Below are 15,030 nucleotides of genomic sequence, written 5' to 3'. Positions count from 1 at the left end.
AAAAAGGTCTGCAGCCTGCTTTCGAGATGATGGTTGCAAAGTCCCATGAGAACGTCGGCACCCTGCGCGCGGCGGTCAACGCTTCAGGCATGCCGATCAAAGGCGATGTCGGCACGCTGCGACTGGACAGCCGCGCCTATCTTCACGGCACGCCCGCTCTAGCCAAGACCCCGATCTCCACCGCCGTCGCCCGCAGCATGGGTGACTTGATGGGGCCACCCAACCCCGTAGCGAGCGCTGGTCAGGCCCACCTTCAGACTTGGCAGGCTCAGATCGCGCTCGATGCCGGCGTGCAGCCGTTGCGCCCCGCGGCCGGCCTGACCGGTGCGACCGCAGCGCGCAGTGCGGTCATTCTGGGCACCGCTGGCGGCGCCGCCGCAGTCGGCTACGACATCCTCACCACCGGCCAAAAAGTCACCCACCTCCTCAACCAGGGCAACACCACCGGCGCCCAATCCGAAATCCTGCACTTCGCCGGGCGCGCCGGTGGCGGCGCGGCGGGGGCAGTGGCGGGCAGTTCCCTGGGTGGCGCGGTTGCCGGCCCTTGGGGTGCGGTAGGCGGCGGCATCCTGGGCGGCGCCGCCGGCGTCCTCGGCGGCGACAAGCTTCTGGACGCGGCAGACCAGCAGCACATCCACACCCAGCGCGGCAGCGACGGCAACAGCTGGTACTACGACGAACGCCCCGGACAAGGCTGGATGCGCATGAGCGCTGACGAAGGCCCCGGGCGGGCCGGCATGCCCGTGCGGGCGGTGCGCGCAAATGCCCTCTTGGCCGACGAACTGAATTACAAGGCCAGCAGCACCGCCGTCGAACTGGCGCTGACCCATCCGCGTGCACCCCAAGACCCGTTCAGGCAGGCGCCCGAGCGCATCGGCGAAGCGGTGCGCCCCGGGATCGGCGCCAACGAGCCGTGGACCCGCGATCCGCAAAGCCATGCCTGGACGCGTCAGATCATCGAGCCGGCCACCCCCATGACGCACGGCATGCCGGTTCAGCGCACGGTCACGGCCAACCCGGAGCAGAGCCGGCAACTGGACGCAGCGGCCCAGCGCGTCATTGCGGACAACATCGCCCACAGCCCGCAAGCCATCGCGCAGCGCTATCTGGAGGCCTACGCTCAGCATGGATGGAAGCAGCACGGCTCGGTGCCAGCCGCCGTCACCAGCGCCACCTCAGGTCATGTGCGCGAGGAACCCCATGCCGCGCCCCGGCACACGCCTGCATCGCAGCAGCCCACGAGCGGCCACTTGACACCTCAGCAGATCGAGCGCATCACCACGCATGAATCGCGCATCGTGCCCACGCCAGGGGGCATGAGCTTTGCCGAGGCGCACCGGCGCCGCGACGAACCCGAGCAGATTTCCCCGGGCTCGTTGCGGCCCGTGGGCAAACTGGATACATCCCAGATGGACAAGGGCAGCCCGTTGTACCGGATGCACCTGGCGCAGGAGCAGGCCCATATGCGCGACCTGGAGATTGCCCTGGCGCAGGACAGGGAGCGGTTCGGGAACGAGCCGAGTCCTCAAAGGACGCCGCAGCCTTCGGTGGAGCGCACGCAGGAACGCGTGCAGGAGCAGGCAGCCGCGCAGAAGCAGGCCGAGGCTCGGCAAGCTGCGCCGGCCCCAAGCAGAGGAGAGCACGCGGTGGCGCCCGTGGCACAGGCGCATGTCAGCCCTGCGCGGCCCGCCGCTGGCGCCGAGGCGATGCACTTGCCGACAACCCAAGTCTCAACCCACGCCCCAATGGCTGCCCCGGCGCACTCGAACCCTCAAGGCGATGCGGCAGCCATTGCGGCGGCGCAAGCCCAGGTGGCTGCGGCGCAAGCTCGGGAGGCTGCGGCACAGGCCGAATTGGCCCAGATGCGGGAGCAGGTGGCACGCATGCGCGGACACGACGGCCTGGAACGGCGCGATGAGAGGGATCAGCGCGATCAGCCTGGGACGACACAACTCGTGCAAGGCCGCGACACCCGACAAGATCTGGAGACTGGCACGCACGGCAAGCAGATATCCGACACTGCCGCAGCTGACACGAGCCGCCCGTTGCTGCGCGATTTCAGCGACCCGGGTCATCCCCAGCATGCGCTGTACAACACCCTCAAAGACGGGCTTCCACAACGCACGGCGCCGCAGTTGCTTTCGCATCTGACGGCGGCCTGCTACAAGTCAGGCATCAAGCAGCCCGATGATCTGGCCCACGTCGTGGGCAGGGAAGGAAAGCTTCACTTTTTATCCCGCTCATTGTTCAGCCCCGGCACCACCGTCGACGTCACGCAGCCCGCGCCCAGCGTGCAGCAGACCATGCAGGAAGTACAGCAGTTCGACCAGCAGCGCGCAGCCGATCGCGCCCAATATCAGGCACAGGCTGCCGCGCAAGCAAACCAGCAGCAGGGGCCGGTGATGGGCTGACCGCCTCTGCTCTGCGGGCAGCGGCGCAATCCATGATCGTGCTCGACCTGAACAGTCCCATGACGGCCATGGCAGGGATGGATGCGGGCAAGCGCTTCATATATGTTCGAGGCCTCGGGCCAATGGACCCGGATCGTCGGGGGCGTCGTGCCACTCAGTCCGTCGTGTTTTCCATGCGCTTGGTGAGCGTGCCCAACTGCAACTCGATAGAAAAGAGCCGCTCGTTCAGCACGGCGGTCTGCAGCCGTATGGCCTCGATGATGGCCTTGGTCTGCGGGTCCGAGGTGTTTTCGGACAGTTCCGCCAGGTCATGCAGCTTCTTGCGAAGTTCGTTGCTCATGGGAGGCTCCGTTCATCGTCTCGTCGTGGAGCCTGCAGTATGGGTCTTCGTCAGCGCTCCGGCAATGCAATCTGACGGCGCCTTGGGCTGCGCGGCCTCTGCGGCACTGCGCAGCCGCACGGCCACCAGCGCGCCCATCGCAAGCAGCACCGCCGCGCAAGTGCCGGCCGTGAGCCGCAGGCCGTGCAGCAAGGCCGCCCGGCCGGTGTCGAGCAGTTCGGCCCCGGCGGCGCCTCCAAGTTGGCCGGCCAGGGCCACCGCACCGCCGAGCGTGCCGCGCGCCGCCTCTACTTCGGCAGCACCCGCCAGGCCGGCCGGAACGGCATCGGCCATTGCGCTGCGGTAGATGGCCGCGCCGATGCTGCCCAGGATCGCGATGCCGAGCGCACCGCCGAACTCCGAACTCGTTTCCGAAATGGCCGAGGCCACGCCTGCGCGCTCGGGCGGCGCGCTGCCCACCACCAGGTCGGTGGCCAGCGTGAACACAGGTGCCAGGCCGAGAGAGGAAATGACCATGCTGGCCACCATCCACGCCACGCCGCCCTCCGCGGGGAGCACCACGAGCATTGCGAACCCCAGGGCCGCAACGCCCAACCCGCCGCCCATCACAAACGCAGGCCGCATGCGGCGCACCAGCGCGGAAACCACCATGGAGCCGGCGATGAACGCAGCCGCGCTCGGTACGCTCCAAAGGCCCGCATGCAGCGGCGAGAGCCCGAGCACCAGTTGCAGGTATTGCGCGTTGTAGAGAAACATGCCGAACATCACGAAGCACGCCAGCATGTAGGCCGCCAGCGAGATGCTGAAGACCGGCAGCCGGAACAGGCGCAGGTCGATCATCGGATCGGCCAGCCCCCGCTGCCTGCGCGCGAACGCCCACCCGAACGCCACGCCGGCCACGATGGCCAGGGCCGACACGGCATCCGGCCCGTGCTCCGCCACCTGCTTGATGCCGTAGATGGCTGCCAGCACCGCGCCGAGCGAAAGCGCCACGCTGGCCAGGTCGAGCCGCCCCGCGTCCGGGTCGCGGTATTCGGGCAGCAGGATGGGGCCGAGCACCAGCAGCAACACCATCACCGGCACGCCGATCAGGAACACCGAGCCCCACGGAAAGAACTGCAGCAGCACGCCGCCCAGCACCGGGCCGATGACCGCACCGGCCGAATAGCTTGAAATCCAGACGCCGATGGCCACCGTGCGCTGCCCCGGATCGAGAAACATGTTGCGGATCAGCGAGAGCGTCGACGGTGCGAGCGTTGCACCCGCCACGCCAAGCAGCGCCCGCGTGGCGATGAGCATGTTGGCGCTGGTGGAGAACGCGGCCAGCACCGAGGCGATGCCGAACGCCGCCGCGCCGATCAAAAGCAACCGCCTTCGGCCGATGCGGTCGCCCAGCGTGCCCATGGTGACCAGCAGCCCGGCCACGAAGAAGCCGTAGATATCGACGATCCACAGCAGTTGAGATGCGGTGGGCTTGAGGTCTTCGCTGATTGAGGGAATCGCCAGGTTCAGCACCGTGAGATCCATCGAATACAGCATGCACGGCAGCGCGATGACGGCAAGCCCCGTCCACTCGCGCGCCGTTGCGCGGGCCGGCGGCGGCTTGCTGGCAGACTCTTCGCGCCCGCCTGTCATTCAGCCGCTTTCGCCAACCATTGCTCGAGCTTGACCATGGCGCCGGTCCAGCCGTGCTCGTGCCCGTCGCGCGCCACCTCGTCGAAGAACTGCTCATGCATCAGCACCAGCTCGCAGCCGTTGCCGTCGGGCTCTATCCGCACCGTCACGCGCGATTCGCGCTCCGGCGTGCTGCGCCAGGCCCAGCTGAAAACCAGCTTCCGGTTGGGCACGAGCTCCTGGTACACACCGCTCACGTCGTGCGTCTCGCCATCGGCGGCGAGCATGGTCACGCGAAAGCGGCCGCCTACGCGCAGGTCGACTTCGGCCAGCGGAACGGCAACGATTTCTTCCGGGCCGAACCAGGCTTTCAGCGCTTGCGGGTCGGTCCACGCGCGCCAGACTTTTTCGGCGGCGACGGGGTAGTGCCTGCGGAGGGTGAGCGAGGGTCGCTCTTGTGCGGGGGTGGCAGGTTTTGCCATTCGGTCTCCTCTTGGTGATAGAGATAGCGGGCCAGTGCATCGAGGCGCCCGGTCCAGAATTTCTCGTAGCGGGATAGCCACACGGCAGCCTCCTGCATGGGCCGCGGCGAGAGTTCGCACTGCACGACCCGGCCCTCTTTCGTGCGCGAGATAAGGCCGGCGTCTTCGAGCACCCGCAGGTGCTTCATGAAGCCGGTGAGCGACATGCCGTGCGGCTCTGCAAGCTCGGTCACGCTGAGGCTGCGCTCGCCCAGGGTTTCGAGCACGGCGCGGCGCGTCGGGTCTGAAAGGGCGGCAAAGACGGCGTCCAGCGAAACGGGATATGAGTGAACCATATGGTTTAGTATCCCGTCGCGTTTCGAGCCCGTCAAGCCGCCGGCCGAATCAGCCCTTGGCCGCAGATGTCTTTGGGAACGCTTTATGCGTGCGGCAGCGCGTCACAACCACCACCTGCATCACCTGCAAAAGGAGCGCCCCATGCTGGACCGAACCGCTACCCAGTTCTCCCACGTCAAGCCCGGCGACACGGAGTTTGTCTCGGGCGGCCTGCGCGATTTCTTTCTTTACCGAGACCTCGGCATTGCGGAGGCCACCAACGGCAAGGTCATCGCGCACCTCGTCAAGGCCAACATGGCACCGGAAGCGGGCACCGGCTGGCACCGCCACGAGGCGGACTTCCAGATCGTGATCATGGTCAAGGGCTGGGCCCGCTTCATGTACGAAGACAAGGAAACCCTGGTCGAAGCCGGAGACGTGGTGCACCAGCGGCCCGGCATCCGGCACTTTCTGTTCGACTACTCGCCCGACATGGAATACCTGGAGATCGTCTCGCCGGCGGACTTCAAGAGCGTCGACGTCGAGCCGGTTTGCGAGATTCCGCCGCCTACGCCTTGGCCCTGACCGTCCTCACCTCGGAAAGGGGCGATGCAGCGCGCAGTCCGGGTTCAACCGAACGCCGAAGCCCGGCGCATCGAGGGCGGACGCCTTCATGCGGCCATTGACCGGCACCGGCTCGTCGAGAAGTTGCGGATGGAACATCGGCACCACCTCATCGGCCTTGGGTGCCATCATCAGGAACTCGGCGAACGGGCTGTTGTGGCGCGTAATGACGAAGTGGTAGCTGTAGACCGACGAGCCGTGCGGCACCACGAGCTTGCCGTGCGCGTCGGCCAGGTTCGATATCTTGATCAGCTCGGTGATGCCGCCGCACCAGCCGACGTCGGGCTGGATGATGTCGCAGCACTCCATCTCGAGCAGCAGCCGGAAGCCCCAGCGCGTGGCTTCGTGCTCTCCGGTACTCACCAGCAAGCCGCGCGGCACGTTGCGGCGCAACTCGGCGTAGCCCCAGTAGTCGTCGGGCGACAGCGCCTCCTCGATCCACTTGAGGCCGAACTCGTTGCGCGCGGCCGTTGCCAGGCGCGTGGCGTATTCCACGTCCAGGCTCATCCAGCAGTCCATCATGAGCCAGAAGTCGGAGCCCACCTTGCTGCGCATGTCGGCCAGCATGTCGAGGTTCTTCTTCAGTCCTTCCTCGCGTTCGGCCGGCCCGTGGTGCAGTGGCATTTTGCCGCCGATGAATCCCATGTCCTTCGCCAGGTCGGGCCGGGCCCCGGTTGCATAGAAGGTCAGTTCGTCGCGCACCGGACCACCGAGCAACGCATGGACCGGCTCCTTGCGGACCTTGGCCAGCAGGTCCCACAGCGCCAGGTCGACCCCGGAGATGGTGTTGAGCACGATGCCCTTGCGCCCGTAGAACAGCGTGGCGTTGTACATCTGGTCCCAGATCTTCTCGATGTCGGTCACCTTGGCGCCCTCGACGAAGCGGGCCAGGTGCTTCTCGACGATCCAGCAGCCGAGGTCGCCGCCGGTGGTCACAGAGAAGCCGACAGTTCCATCGCTGGCTTCGATCTCCACCACCAGCGTGCCGAGCACATTGAGGCCGAAGCTCTGCCGGCTCTGCCGGTACTCGGGGTACTTGCTCATCGGCGTCGAGATGTGGTCGTCGATCCAATGGCCGCCGGGCTGGTCGTGGTAGTCGGCGCCGCCGCCCCGGATGGTGAAAGCCCGCACGTGCTTGATGGTGGGCATGCTCATGGAGAATCCTTTCGTTGAGCAAAGAGAGATGAAGAAGGGTTGAGCTACGCGGCGGCCCTTGCGGCACTGCGCGTCTGGCGCAATGCCAGGAACAGCATGGCGCCAATCACAGTGGTCGCAGCCAGCAGGTTGAGCCCGGCGCTGGGGGATGCAAAAGCGCGCTCGGCCCAGGTCTTGACGTTGGGCGCAACGAAGCCGCCCAGCGCGCCGAGGGAGTTGATCAGCGCGATTCCACCCGCCGCCGCCGCACCGCCGAGGTATGCCGTTGGGAAGCTCCAGAACACGGGCTGCACCGCGATGAAGCCGGCGGCCGCGAAACACAGCGCCACCAATGCGACGAGCGGCGAGGCGGCATTGACCGACACCGCGATGCCGCCCGCCGAGATCGCCAGCACCACCAGGGCGATCAGCGCATGCTTGCCGGTGCGCTCGGCCAGGCGCGGCACGAAGTACGCGGCCACCAGTGCGCAGACCCAGGGAATGGCGGTGACGAAGCCCACCACCAACCCGACGTTCTTGCCGAGTAGCGCCGCCACCTGAGTCGGCAGATAGAACACCACACCGTAAACGCTGACCTGGATCAGGAAATAGATCAGCGAAAGAAACAGCACGCGGCCATTGGTCAGCGCCTTCAGCACCGTGGCGGGTCCGTGCGCGGTCTTGTGCTCTTCTTCGGCGGCAATGGCGTGTTCCAGCAACTGACGTTCGTCGACGGACAGCCAGCGCGCGTCCAGCGGCTTGTTGTCCAGGTACCAGTAGGCCCACACGCCGACCAGCGACGCCATCACGCCTTCGACCAGGAACAGCCATTGCCAGCCCTTCAGGCCCCACACGCCGTTCAGTTCGAGCAGCAGGCCGGAGAGCGGGCTGCCGAAGATGAACGCGAGCGGTGCGCCGAAATAGAACATGCCGATCACGCGTGTGCGCGCCCTGGCCGGGAACCACCGCGTGAGAAAGTAGATGACGCCCGGGAAGAAGCCCGCCTCGGCAACGCCGAGCAGAAAGCGCAGGACGTAGAAGCTGGTCTCGTTGTGCGCGAACATGAGCGCGGCCGACACGAGGCCCCAGGTCACCATGATCCGGCACATCCAGGCGCGTGCGCCGACGCGATGCATGATGAGGTTGCTCGGCACTTCGAACAGCGCATAGCCAATGAAAAAGATACCGGCACCGAAGGCGAACACCGCGTCCGAAAGACCTGTGTCGAGCTGGAAGGCTTTCTTGGCGAAGCCGACGTTGGCACGGTCAAGAAAGGCCAGCACGTACATCAGCAGCAGGAAGGGCACCAGGCGGCGGATCGCCTTGGCGATCACCTTGTCGAGCGCGGTGCTCGTGGCGATGGAATTCATGATCGAGGTCTCCGTTATTTGTGTTTGTCTGTTCGCGGCATGCCGGCCGCACGGCTTCAATAGGTGGCGCGGCCTCCAGAGGCGTCGAACACGCTGCCCGTGGTGAACGAGCACTCCTCGCTCGCGAGCCAGCCGATCACCGCCGCGATCTCGTCGACCGTGCCGAAGCGCCCCATCGGGATCTTCGACAACATGAACTCGATGTGCTGCGGCGACATCTGGTCGAAGATCGCGGTCTTCACTGCCGCCGGCGTCACGGCGTTGACCGTGATGTTGGCCTTGGCGAGTTCCTTGCCGAGCGACTTGGTCAGCCCTATCACCGCCGCCTTCGATGCGCTGTAGGCCGAGGCGTTGGGATTGCCTTCCTTGCCCGCCACCGAGGCCACGTTGACGATGCGGCCGTAGTTGCCGGCCTGCATGTACGGCAGCACGGCGCGGTTGCAATAGAAGAGCCCGTTCAGGTTGACGTCGACCACCCGCCGCCACTGGTCCACCGGGTACTCGGCCAGCGGCACGTTGGGGCCGGTGATGCCCGCGCAGGCCACGAGCACGTCGATGCCGCCGCCGAGCTGCGCGGCCGAAGTGGCGGCCGCTGCCTCGACCTCCGCCCAGTCGGCCACGTTGACCTTGACGCCAGAAGCCTTGGCACCCAGCGCGGCGCACGCCTGGTCCAGCGCTCCCTGGTTCATGTCCCACAGACTCACCGAGCCGCCTTCGGCGACGAAGCGCTTGGCAAAGGTCAGGCCGATGCCGGCGGCGCCGCCGGTGACGATGGCGCGGCGGCCGGCAAAGCGGTTGGCGTAAGGAGCGGCAGTCATGCGGCCTCCTTCCATGCGACCACGGTCTGCTTCTGCGTGCCGAGCCTGTCGATGCCCAGGGTCATCACGTCGCCGGCCTTCAGGTACACGGGCTCGGGCTTCATGCCCATGCCGACCCCAGGCGGCGTGCCGGTGGTGACAACATCGCCCGGCATCAGCGTCATGAACTCGCTCAGGTAGCTCAGGATGGTTGCGCAGTCGAACACCATCGTGCCGGTGCTGCCGGTCTGGCGGCGCTGCCCGTTCACGTCGAGCCACATGCCGAGCTGCTGCGCATCCCCCACTTCGTCGCGCGTCACGAGCCAGGGCCCGATCGGCCCGAAGGTGTCGCACCCCTTGCCTTTGTCCCATGTACCGCCCCGCTCGATCTGGAAGGCCCGCTCCGACACATCGTTGATGAGCACGTAGCCCGCGATGTGCTCCAGCGCACGCTCCTTGGGCACATGGCTTGCGCGGGTGCCGACCACGAAGCCCAGCTCGACCTCCCAGTCCGTCTTGACCGAACCGCGTGGAATGGTGACGTCGTCGTTGGGGCCGACGATGCAGGAAATCGCCTTGGTGAACACCGTCGGTTCAGTCGGCAGCGGCAGGTTCGACTCGGCCGCGTGGTCCGCGTAGTTCAGGCCGATCGCGATGAACTTCCCGATGTTCCCGACCGGCGCACCCAGCCGCGGCTGGCCCGGCACGGCCGGAAAGCTTTGCGGGTCGAGCGCCGCAAGCCTGGCAAGGCTCGCGGGGGAAAGAACCTCGCCGGTGATGTCCGCCACAAAGGATGACAGGTCCCGCAGGATCCCGTCGGCGTCAAGCAGGCCCGGCCGTTCCTGGCCCGCAGGGCCATATCGCAACAGTCTCATGGTTCGTCTCCGTGATGTTTGATGGCCTGGACTCTAGAAGCGCCCGCCATTACGATCCAATCGAAAATTTGCCGGTAGCATTTCCGAAATGGAATATCGAATCAACAATCCGACCGGCGCGCCCCGGCTCATCAATCGCCTGCGACTGAAGCACTGGGCACTTCTGGCCGCGCTGGCGGACACACCTGTGCTCGCCCAGGCTGCCTCCGCGGTCAGCGTGACCCAGCCCTCGGCCACCAAGATGCTGGCGGACATCGAATCGGCATTCCGGTTTCCATTGTTCGAGCGCCATTCGCGGGGCCTGCGTCCCACGCCCCTCGGAGAGGAAGTCGTCGCCTATGCGCGCCAATCCCAGGCCGGCCTGTCCCGCTTCCTCGAAGGCCTGGAGATCAAGCAGCGCGGCGGCCATGGGCAACTGGTCATCGGCGCAATCATGGGAGCGGCACCCGACCTCGTTGCGCGTGCGATGGCGGAGATCAAGCGCGAGCGCCCTCTCCTCAACGTCCGCCTCCTCGGCGAAACGAGCGACCAGGTCGGCGCCCTGCTTGACCGGCACGAGATCGAAATCGCCGTCGGACGCTTTTCGTCGCTCAAGCAGCACAATACCTTTGCATTCGCACCGCTGGCCAACGAGACCATGCAGGTCGTGGTGCGGCGCGGACACCCATGCGCGCGCCAGCGCGGCCTGACGCTGGAAGCGCTCACGGATTGGCCCTGGATTCTTCAGCCGCTGACCAGCCCCGCCCGGCAATTGATGGAAGAGGAATTCACCTCGGTGGGACGGAGCACGCCTGCAAACCTGGTGGAATGCGCGTCCGTCTTCGCAACCTTGCAATTGCTGCAGGCCAGCGACGCGGTGGGCGCGCTGCCGGAATCCGTCGTCCGCGACCACGTGCGCGCGAAGCTGCTGCGCGTACTGCCCGTGGCCATCGGCAAGGATCTGAAAGGCTTCGGCGTGCTGACGCGCATCGGCGAGCCGCTGTCGGAGACGGCGGAGAGTTTCATCGCGCACCTGCGGCGCTTCGCCGAGGCACCAGGACCTTTCAGGTCAGAGTGAGACCAGCATCCCGCTGACCAGCAGCGCAGCAAACAGTCCGGCTACCGAGCGCCACGACGCCCGGCGCGCCTCCACCCAGCGGTACAGCACCAGCGCGGCGGCCACTGAAAGACCGAAGGTGACGGCCATGCCGAGCGCATCGATCCACGCGTCGTGCGGCCCCAGTTGCGCAACCGCTGCGTTCGTGGCCAGCAGCACCGGAAAGTGAATGAGGAACAGCGAATACGAGATGCGGCCCAGACGCTGCAGCGGCATGGCCGCATTCGGCCGGCCTGCGAGCGAAAGCCAGTCTTGCCGCTGCGCAACGGCAACCAACAGCGCGCTCACCAGCGCAATGGCGATGCGGCTGCGCCAATCGATGGCCAGCGCGCCCGCGCCGGTCAACGCCAGCAGCGCGATGGCGCTTTGCCAGGTGCTGTCGCGCGTGGCGCGCCCGATCCAGAACACCAGCATGCCAAGGCCGTAGGCACCGAAGAAATAGAACGCCGTGTCGTCGAGATCGGCGTTGCGGTTGAAAACCACCAGCGAAGCGATGGCGACGGCGAGCACGAGCGCCACAGAAATCCAATGTTCGCGTGAGGCGGCCGCCAACGAGGCCGCCCTGCCCCGCCGCAGCATGGCCGGCATTCCCATGAGCGTCAGCGCCAGCACGAAGAGCTGAAAGTCGATGGCCACATACCAGACGCCGGTGGAGAGCGCGTCGTAGTCCAGCAGATCCTGCATCAGCAAGCCGTGGGCGAACAGTTGGCCGATGCTGGGCGAAGCCGGCACATCGTCTCCGCTTATCCAGGGGCGCACGAGCGCGGCGACCAGCACGCACACGGTGAGCGCGGCCAGGTAGGGCATCACCAGCCGGCCATAGCGCTGCAGGATACGGGCCATGGGGCGGTCGACGCGCAGCACGCCGTCGGGCGCCAGGCTGGCGGCCGCCAGAAAACCCGCGATCACCAGGAACACCTGCACGGCAAGCCGGCCATCGTCCGCCAGCCAGCCAAGGAAGGCGGGGGCCAGGGGAAGGGCCCCTGCCGGCATTGCGCCGTAGCGCGTCAGGTGGTGCCCGACGATCACCGCGCAAGCGATGCCCTTGGCAATGTCGAGCAGCGGCATCCGCCCGCGCTGCGGGGGCTCCGCGGCAGGTGCCGGTTTGTCCGCGCCGTTCAAAGCGCGAGCCGCTGCCTTGCCTGCTGGTATTCGCGCTTGAGCTTTTCGATGAATGCGGCGGCGCTGGCCACTTCGGTGACGGCGCCGATGCCCTGGCCCGAGCCCCAGATGTCTTTCCAGGCCTTGGCCTTGCTGCCTTCTCCGGCGGCGAAGTTCATGGTCTTCACGTCGCCTTCGGGCAGGTTGGCCGGGTCCATGCCGGCCTTGACGATGCTGGGTGCCAAGTAGTTGCCGTGCACGCCGGTAAAGAGGTTCGAATACACGATGTCGTCGGAGGTGCCTTCGACAATCGCCTGCTTGTATTCATCGCTGGCGCGCGCTTCTTCGGTGGCGATGAATGCGGTGCCGATGTACGCGAAGTCGGCACCCATGGCTTGCGCCGCGAGCACCGCGCCCCCGGTGGCAATGGAGCCCGAGAGCGCGATGGGGCCGTCGAACCACTGGCGAATTTCCTGCACCAGCGCAAACGGGCTCTTCACGCCCGCATGGCCGCCGGCACCGGCCGCCACGGCGATGATGCCGTCGGCGCCCTTCTCGATGGCCTTCTGCGCGAACTTGTTGTTGATGATGTCGTGCAGCGTGACGCCGCCGTAGCTGTGCACCGCGTCGTTCACATCGGTGCGCGCGCCCAGCGAGGTGATGACGATCGGCACCTTGTACTTCACGACCATTTCCATGTCGTGCTCGAGGCGGTCGTTGCTCTTGTGCACGATCTGGTTGATGGCGAACGGCGCCGCGGGCTTGTCCGGGTTGGCCTTGTTGTAGCCCGCGAGTTCCTCGGTGATTTCGGCCAGCCAGTCTTCGAGCTGCGCAGCGGGGCGGGCGTTGAGTGCCGGCATCGAGCCGACCACGCCGGCCTTGCACTGCGCGATCACAAGCTTGGGGTTGCTGATGATGAACAGCGGCGAGCCGATGATCGGCAACGGCAGGTTCGCGAGCACGGGGGGCAGCTTGGACATGTCTTCTCCGGAATGAGGTTTCGGTTTTATATAAGGGGAAGGCCGCGCCGCCCGTCAGGTGCGCGACACAGGGTCTTGGGTCAGAAGGCGTCGACTGCCAGTGCCGTGACGCTCTCGGCCCCATCGACAATGCTGTCGCGCATGCCCGGCACCTTGTTGAGGATGTGCTCGGCGTAGAAGCGCGCGGTGGCAACCTTGGCTTGCATGAAATCGATGTCGACGCTGCGCGAAGCGAGCTCTTGCGCAACGATCAGCGAGCGTGCCAGCTGCCAGCCGGCCACGAGGTTGCCCGCCAGCATCAGGTAAGGCACGCTGCCCGCAAACACCGCATTGGGCGATGCCTTGGTCTGGCCCGCGACGAAATCGACCACCTCGACAAAGGCTTCGCGCGCGGCCTTCAGGCGCTTGAGAACCGCCGCAGCCGCCGCGCTTTCGCTCTTCGCGAGCTCGGCTTCGGTCTTCTCGATCTGCACGGCAATGGCCTTGGCCGTCTGGCCACCGTCGCGCGCCGTCTTGCGGCCCACGAGGTCGTTGGCCTGGATGGCCGTGGTGCCTTCGTAGATCGTGAGGATCTTGGCGTCGCGGTAATACTGCGCCGCGCCCGTCTCCTCGATGAAGCCCATGCCGCCGTGCACCTGCACGCCGAGCGAGGTCACTTCCAGGCTCATCTCGGTGCTGTAGCCCTTGACCAGCGGCACCATGAATTCATAGAACGCCTGGTTCTGCTTGCGGGCGTCCGCATCGGGGTGGTGGTGCGCCGCGTCGTAGGCGGCTGCGGCCACGCTCGCCATGGCGCGGCAGCCTTCGGTGTAGGCACGCATCGTCATCAGCATGCGTTTCACGTCGGGGTGGTGAATGATCGGCGCGCTCGCGTTCATCGAGCCGTCGACGGGGCGGCTCTGCACGCGGTCCTTTGCATAGGCCACGGCATGCTGGTAGGCGCGCTCGGCGATGGCAATGCCCTGCATGCCCACGGCGTAGCGGGCCGAGTTCATCATGATGAACATGTACTCGAGGCCGCGGTTCTCCTGGCCCACGATGTAGCCCACGGCGCCGCCGTTGTCGCCGTACTGCAGCACGGCGGTGGGCGAGGCCTTGATGCCCATCTTGTGCTCGATGCTCACGCAGTGCACGTCGTTGCGCTCACCCAGTGAACCATCCTTGCCGACAATGAACTTGGGCACCACGAACAGGCTGATGCCCTTCACGCCCTCGGGCGCGCCGGTGACGCGCGCAAGCACGAGGTGCACGATGTTCTCGGCCATGTCGTGCTCGCCGTAGGTGATGAAGATCTTGGTGCCGAAGATCTTGTAGGTGCCGTCAGGCTGCCCGGATGGACTCACCTGCGGTTCGGCGCGGCTGCGCACCAGCGCAAGGTCGCTGCCGGCCTGCGGCTCGGTGAGGTTCATGGTGCCGGTCCATTGGCCGCTCACCAGCTTTTCCAGGTACACCGCCTTGAGCTCGTCGGAGCCGGCCGTGAGCAGCGCCTCGATGGCGCCGTCGCTCAGCAGCGGACACAGCGCAAAGCTCATGTTGGCCGAGTTGAGCATCTCGCCGCAAGCCGCGCCGATGGTCTTGGGCAGACCCTGGCCGCCGAAGTCCGCCGGATGCTGCAGGCCCTGCCAGCCGCCCGACACGTATTGCGCAAAGGCTTCCTTGAAGCCCGGGGTGGTTGTGACTTCACCGCCCTTGAACGACGAAGGATTGCGGTCGCCCTCCACATTCAGCGGCGCGACCACGTCCTGGTTGAAGCGCGCGCATTCCTCGAGCACGGCTTGCGCGGTTTCGAGGCCCGCATCTTCAAAGCCGGGCAGCTTGGCGATCTCGCCGATGTTGGCCAGGTGCTCGATGTCGAACAGCATGTCCTTGAGGGGGGCGGTGTAGCTCATCT

General features: G+C 66.4%; 13 protein-coding genes and 1 pseudogene. 3 read left to right on the top strand and 11 right to left on the bottom strand.

Annotation, left to right across the window (positions count from 1 at the left end; translation table 11 throughout):
• Window positions 1-2,411 (top strand): annotated as a pseudogene (locus EJI00_RS25115) (hypothetical protein); the annotation flags it as partial.
• A 154-nt stretch (window positions 2,412-2,565) separates the two neighbouring features.
• Here the strand turns inward: EJI00_RS25115 and EJI00_RS19020 are convergent.
• From EJI00_RS19020 to EJI00_RS19005, 4 genes are read right to left on the bottom strand one after another with little or no spacing between them, the layout of a single operon-like run.
• Window positions 2,566-2,751, bottom strand: coding sequence for a hypothetical protein (locus EJI00_RS19020; protein ID WP_126749054.1), 186 nt, complete (start codon window positions 2,749-2,751; stop codon window positions 2,566-2,568).
• 12 nt (window positions 2,752-2,763) lie between these two features.
• Window positions 2,764-4,386, bottom strand: a complete 1,623-nt coding sequence (locus EJI00_RS19015) for an MFS transporter (RefSeq protein ID WP_126749053.1) — start codon at window positions 4,384-4,386, stop codon at window positions 2,764-2,766.
• Complete coding sequence (locus EJI00_RS19010) at window positions 4,383-4,847, bottom strand: SRPBCC domain-containing protein (RefSeq protein ID WP_126749052.1); 465 nt, start codon at window positions 4,845-4,847, stop codon at window positions 4,383-4,385. The genes EJI00_RS19015 and EJI00_RS19010 overlap by 4 nt, the downstream gene beginning before the upstream one ends.
• The gene (locus EJI00_RS19005; RefSeq protein ID WP_126749051.1) at window positions 4,736-5,182 is read right to left on the bottom strand and encodes an ArsR/SmtB family transcription factor; all 447 of its coding nucleotides are present in this window, start codon (window positions 5,180-5,182) and stop codon (window positions 4,736-4,738) included. Before EJI00_RS19005 ends, EJI00_RS19010 begins: the two co-directional genes overlap by 112 nt.
• Before the next feature lie 142 nt (window positions 5,183-5,324).
• Between EJI00_RS19005 and EJI00_RS19000 the strand changes: the two genes are divergently transcribed.
• The gene (locus EJI00_RS19000) at window positions 5,325-5,747 is read left to right on the top strand and encodes a cupin domain-containing protein (RefSeq protein WP_126749050.1); all 423 of its coding nucleotides are present in this window, start codon (window positions 5,325-5,327) and stop codon (window positions 5,745-5,747) included.
• 6 nt (window positions 5,748-5,753) lie between these two features.
• Here EJI00_RS19000 and rhmD read toward each other — a convergent pair whose 3' ends face one another.
• Genes rhmD through EJI00_RS18980 form a run of 4 tightly spaced genes read right to left on the bottom strand, consistent with a single transcriptional unit; the run spans window position 5,754 to window position 9,962 of the window.
• A complete protein-coding gene (gene rhmD, locus EJI00_RS18995) occupies window positions 5,754-6,941 on the bottom strand; it encodes an L-rhamnonate dehydratase (RefSeq protein WP_126749049.1) in 1,188 nt (395 codons plus the stop codon).
• Between the two features lie 44 nt (window positions 6,942-6,985).
• Window positions 6,986-8,290, bottom strand: a complete 1,305-nt coding sequence (locus EJI00_RS18990; protein ID WP_126749048.1) for an MFS transporter — start codon at window positions 8,288-8,290, stop codon at window positions 6,986-6,988.
• A 56-nt stretch (window positions 8,291-8,346) separates the two neighbouring features.
• Window positions 8,347-9,108, bottom strand: coding sequence for an SDR family NAD(P)-dependent oxidoreductase (locus tag EJI00_RS18985; RefSeq protein ID WP_126749047.1), 762 nt, complete (start codon window positions 9,106-9,108; stop codon window positions 8,347-8,349).
• Window positions 9,105-9,962, bottom strand: a complete 858-nt coding sequence (locus EJI00_RS18980) for a fumarylacetoacetate hydrolase family protein (RefSeq protein ID WP_126749046.1) — start codon at window positions 9,960-9,962, stop codon at window positions 9,105-9,107. The genes EJI00_RS18985 and EJI00_RS18980 overlap by 4 nt, the downstream gene beginning before the upstream one ends.
• Window positions 9,963-10,050: 88 nt before the next feature.
• Here EJI00_RS18980 and EJI00_RS18975 point away from each other — a divergent pair, with 88 nt between their 5' ends.
• Entirely contained in the window at window positions 10,051-11,019 is a 969-nt protein-coding gene (locus tag EJI00_RS18975; protein ID WP_126749045.1) for a LysR family transcriptional regulator, read from the top strand.
• On the opposite strand, the gene EJI00_RS18970 is transcribed toward EJI00_RS18975, so the two are convergent.
• The 3 genes from EJI00_RS18970 to EJI00_RS18960 form a co-directional block, all read right to left on the bottom strand.
• On the bottom strand, window positions 11,011-12,126 hold the full coding sequence (locus EJI00_RS18970) for an acyltransferase family protein (RefSeq protein WP_126749044.1): 1,116 nt from the start codon (window positions 12,124-12,126) through the stop codon (window positions 11,011-11,013). The two genes, EJI00_RS18975 and EJI00_RS18970, sit on opposite strands and share 9 nt — an antisense overlap.
• Window positions 12,127-12,176: 50 nt before the next feature.
• Window positions 12,177-13,139, bottom strand: coding sequence for an NAD(P)H-dependent flavin oxidoreductase (locus tag EJI00_RS18965; RefSeq protein ID WP_126749043.1), 963 nt, complete (start codon window positions 13,137-13,139; stop codon window positions 12,177-12,179).
• An 80-nt stretch (window positions 13,140-13,219) separates the two neighbouring features.
• Window positions 13,220-15,028 carry an acyl-CoA dehydrogenase gene (locus EJI00_RS18960; protein ID WP_126749042.1) on the bottom strand — a complete coding sequence of 603 codons (1,809 nt, stop codon included), beginning with the start codon at window positions 15,026-15,028 and terminating at the stop codon, window positions 13,220-13,222.
• Window positions 15,029-15,030 lie beyond the last annotated feature (2 nt).

The sequence above is a fragment of the Variovorax sp. DXTD-1 genome (assembly GCF_003984625.1).
In the GTDB taxonomy this organism is placed as follows: domain Bacteria; phylum Pseudomonadota; class Gammaproteobacteria; order Burkholderiales; family Burkholderiaceae_C; genus Variovorax.
The sequence above is the reverse complement of the archived record's forward strand: the minus strand, read 5'-3'. Positions and strand labels throughout refer to the sequence as shown.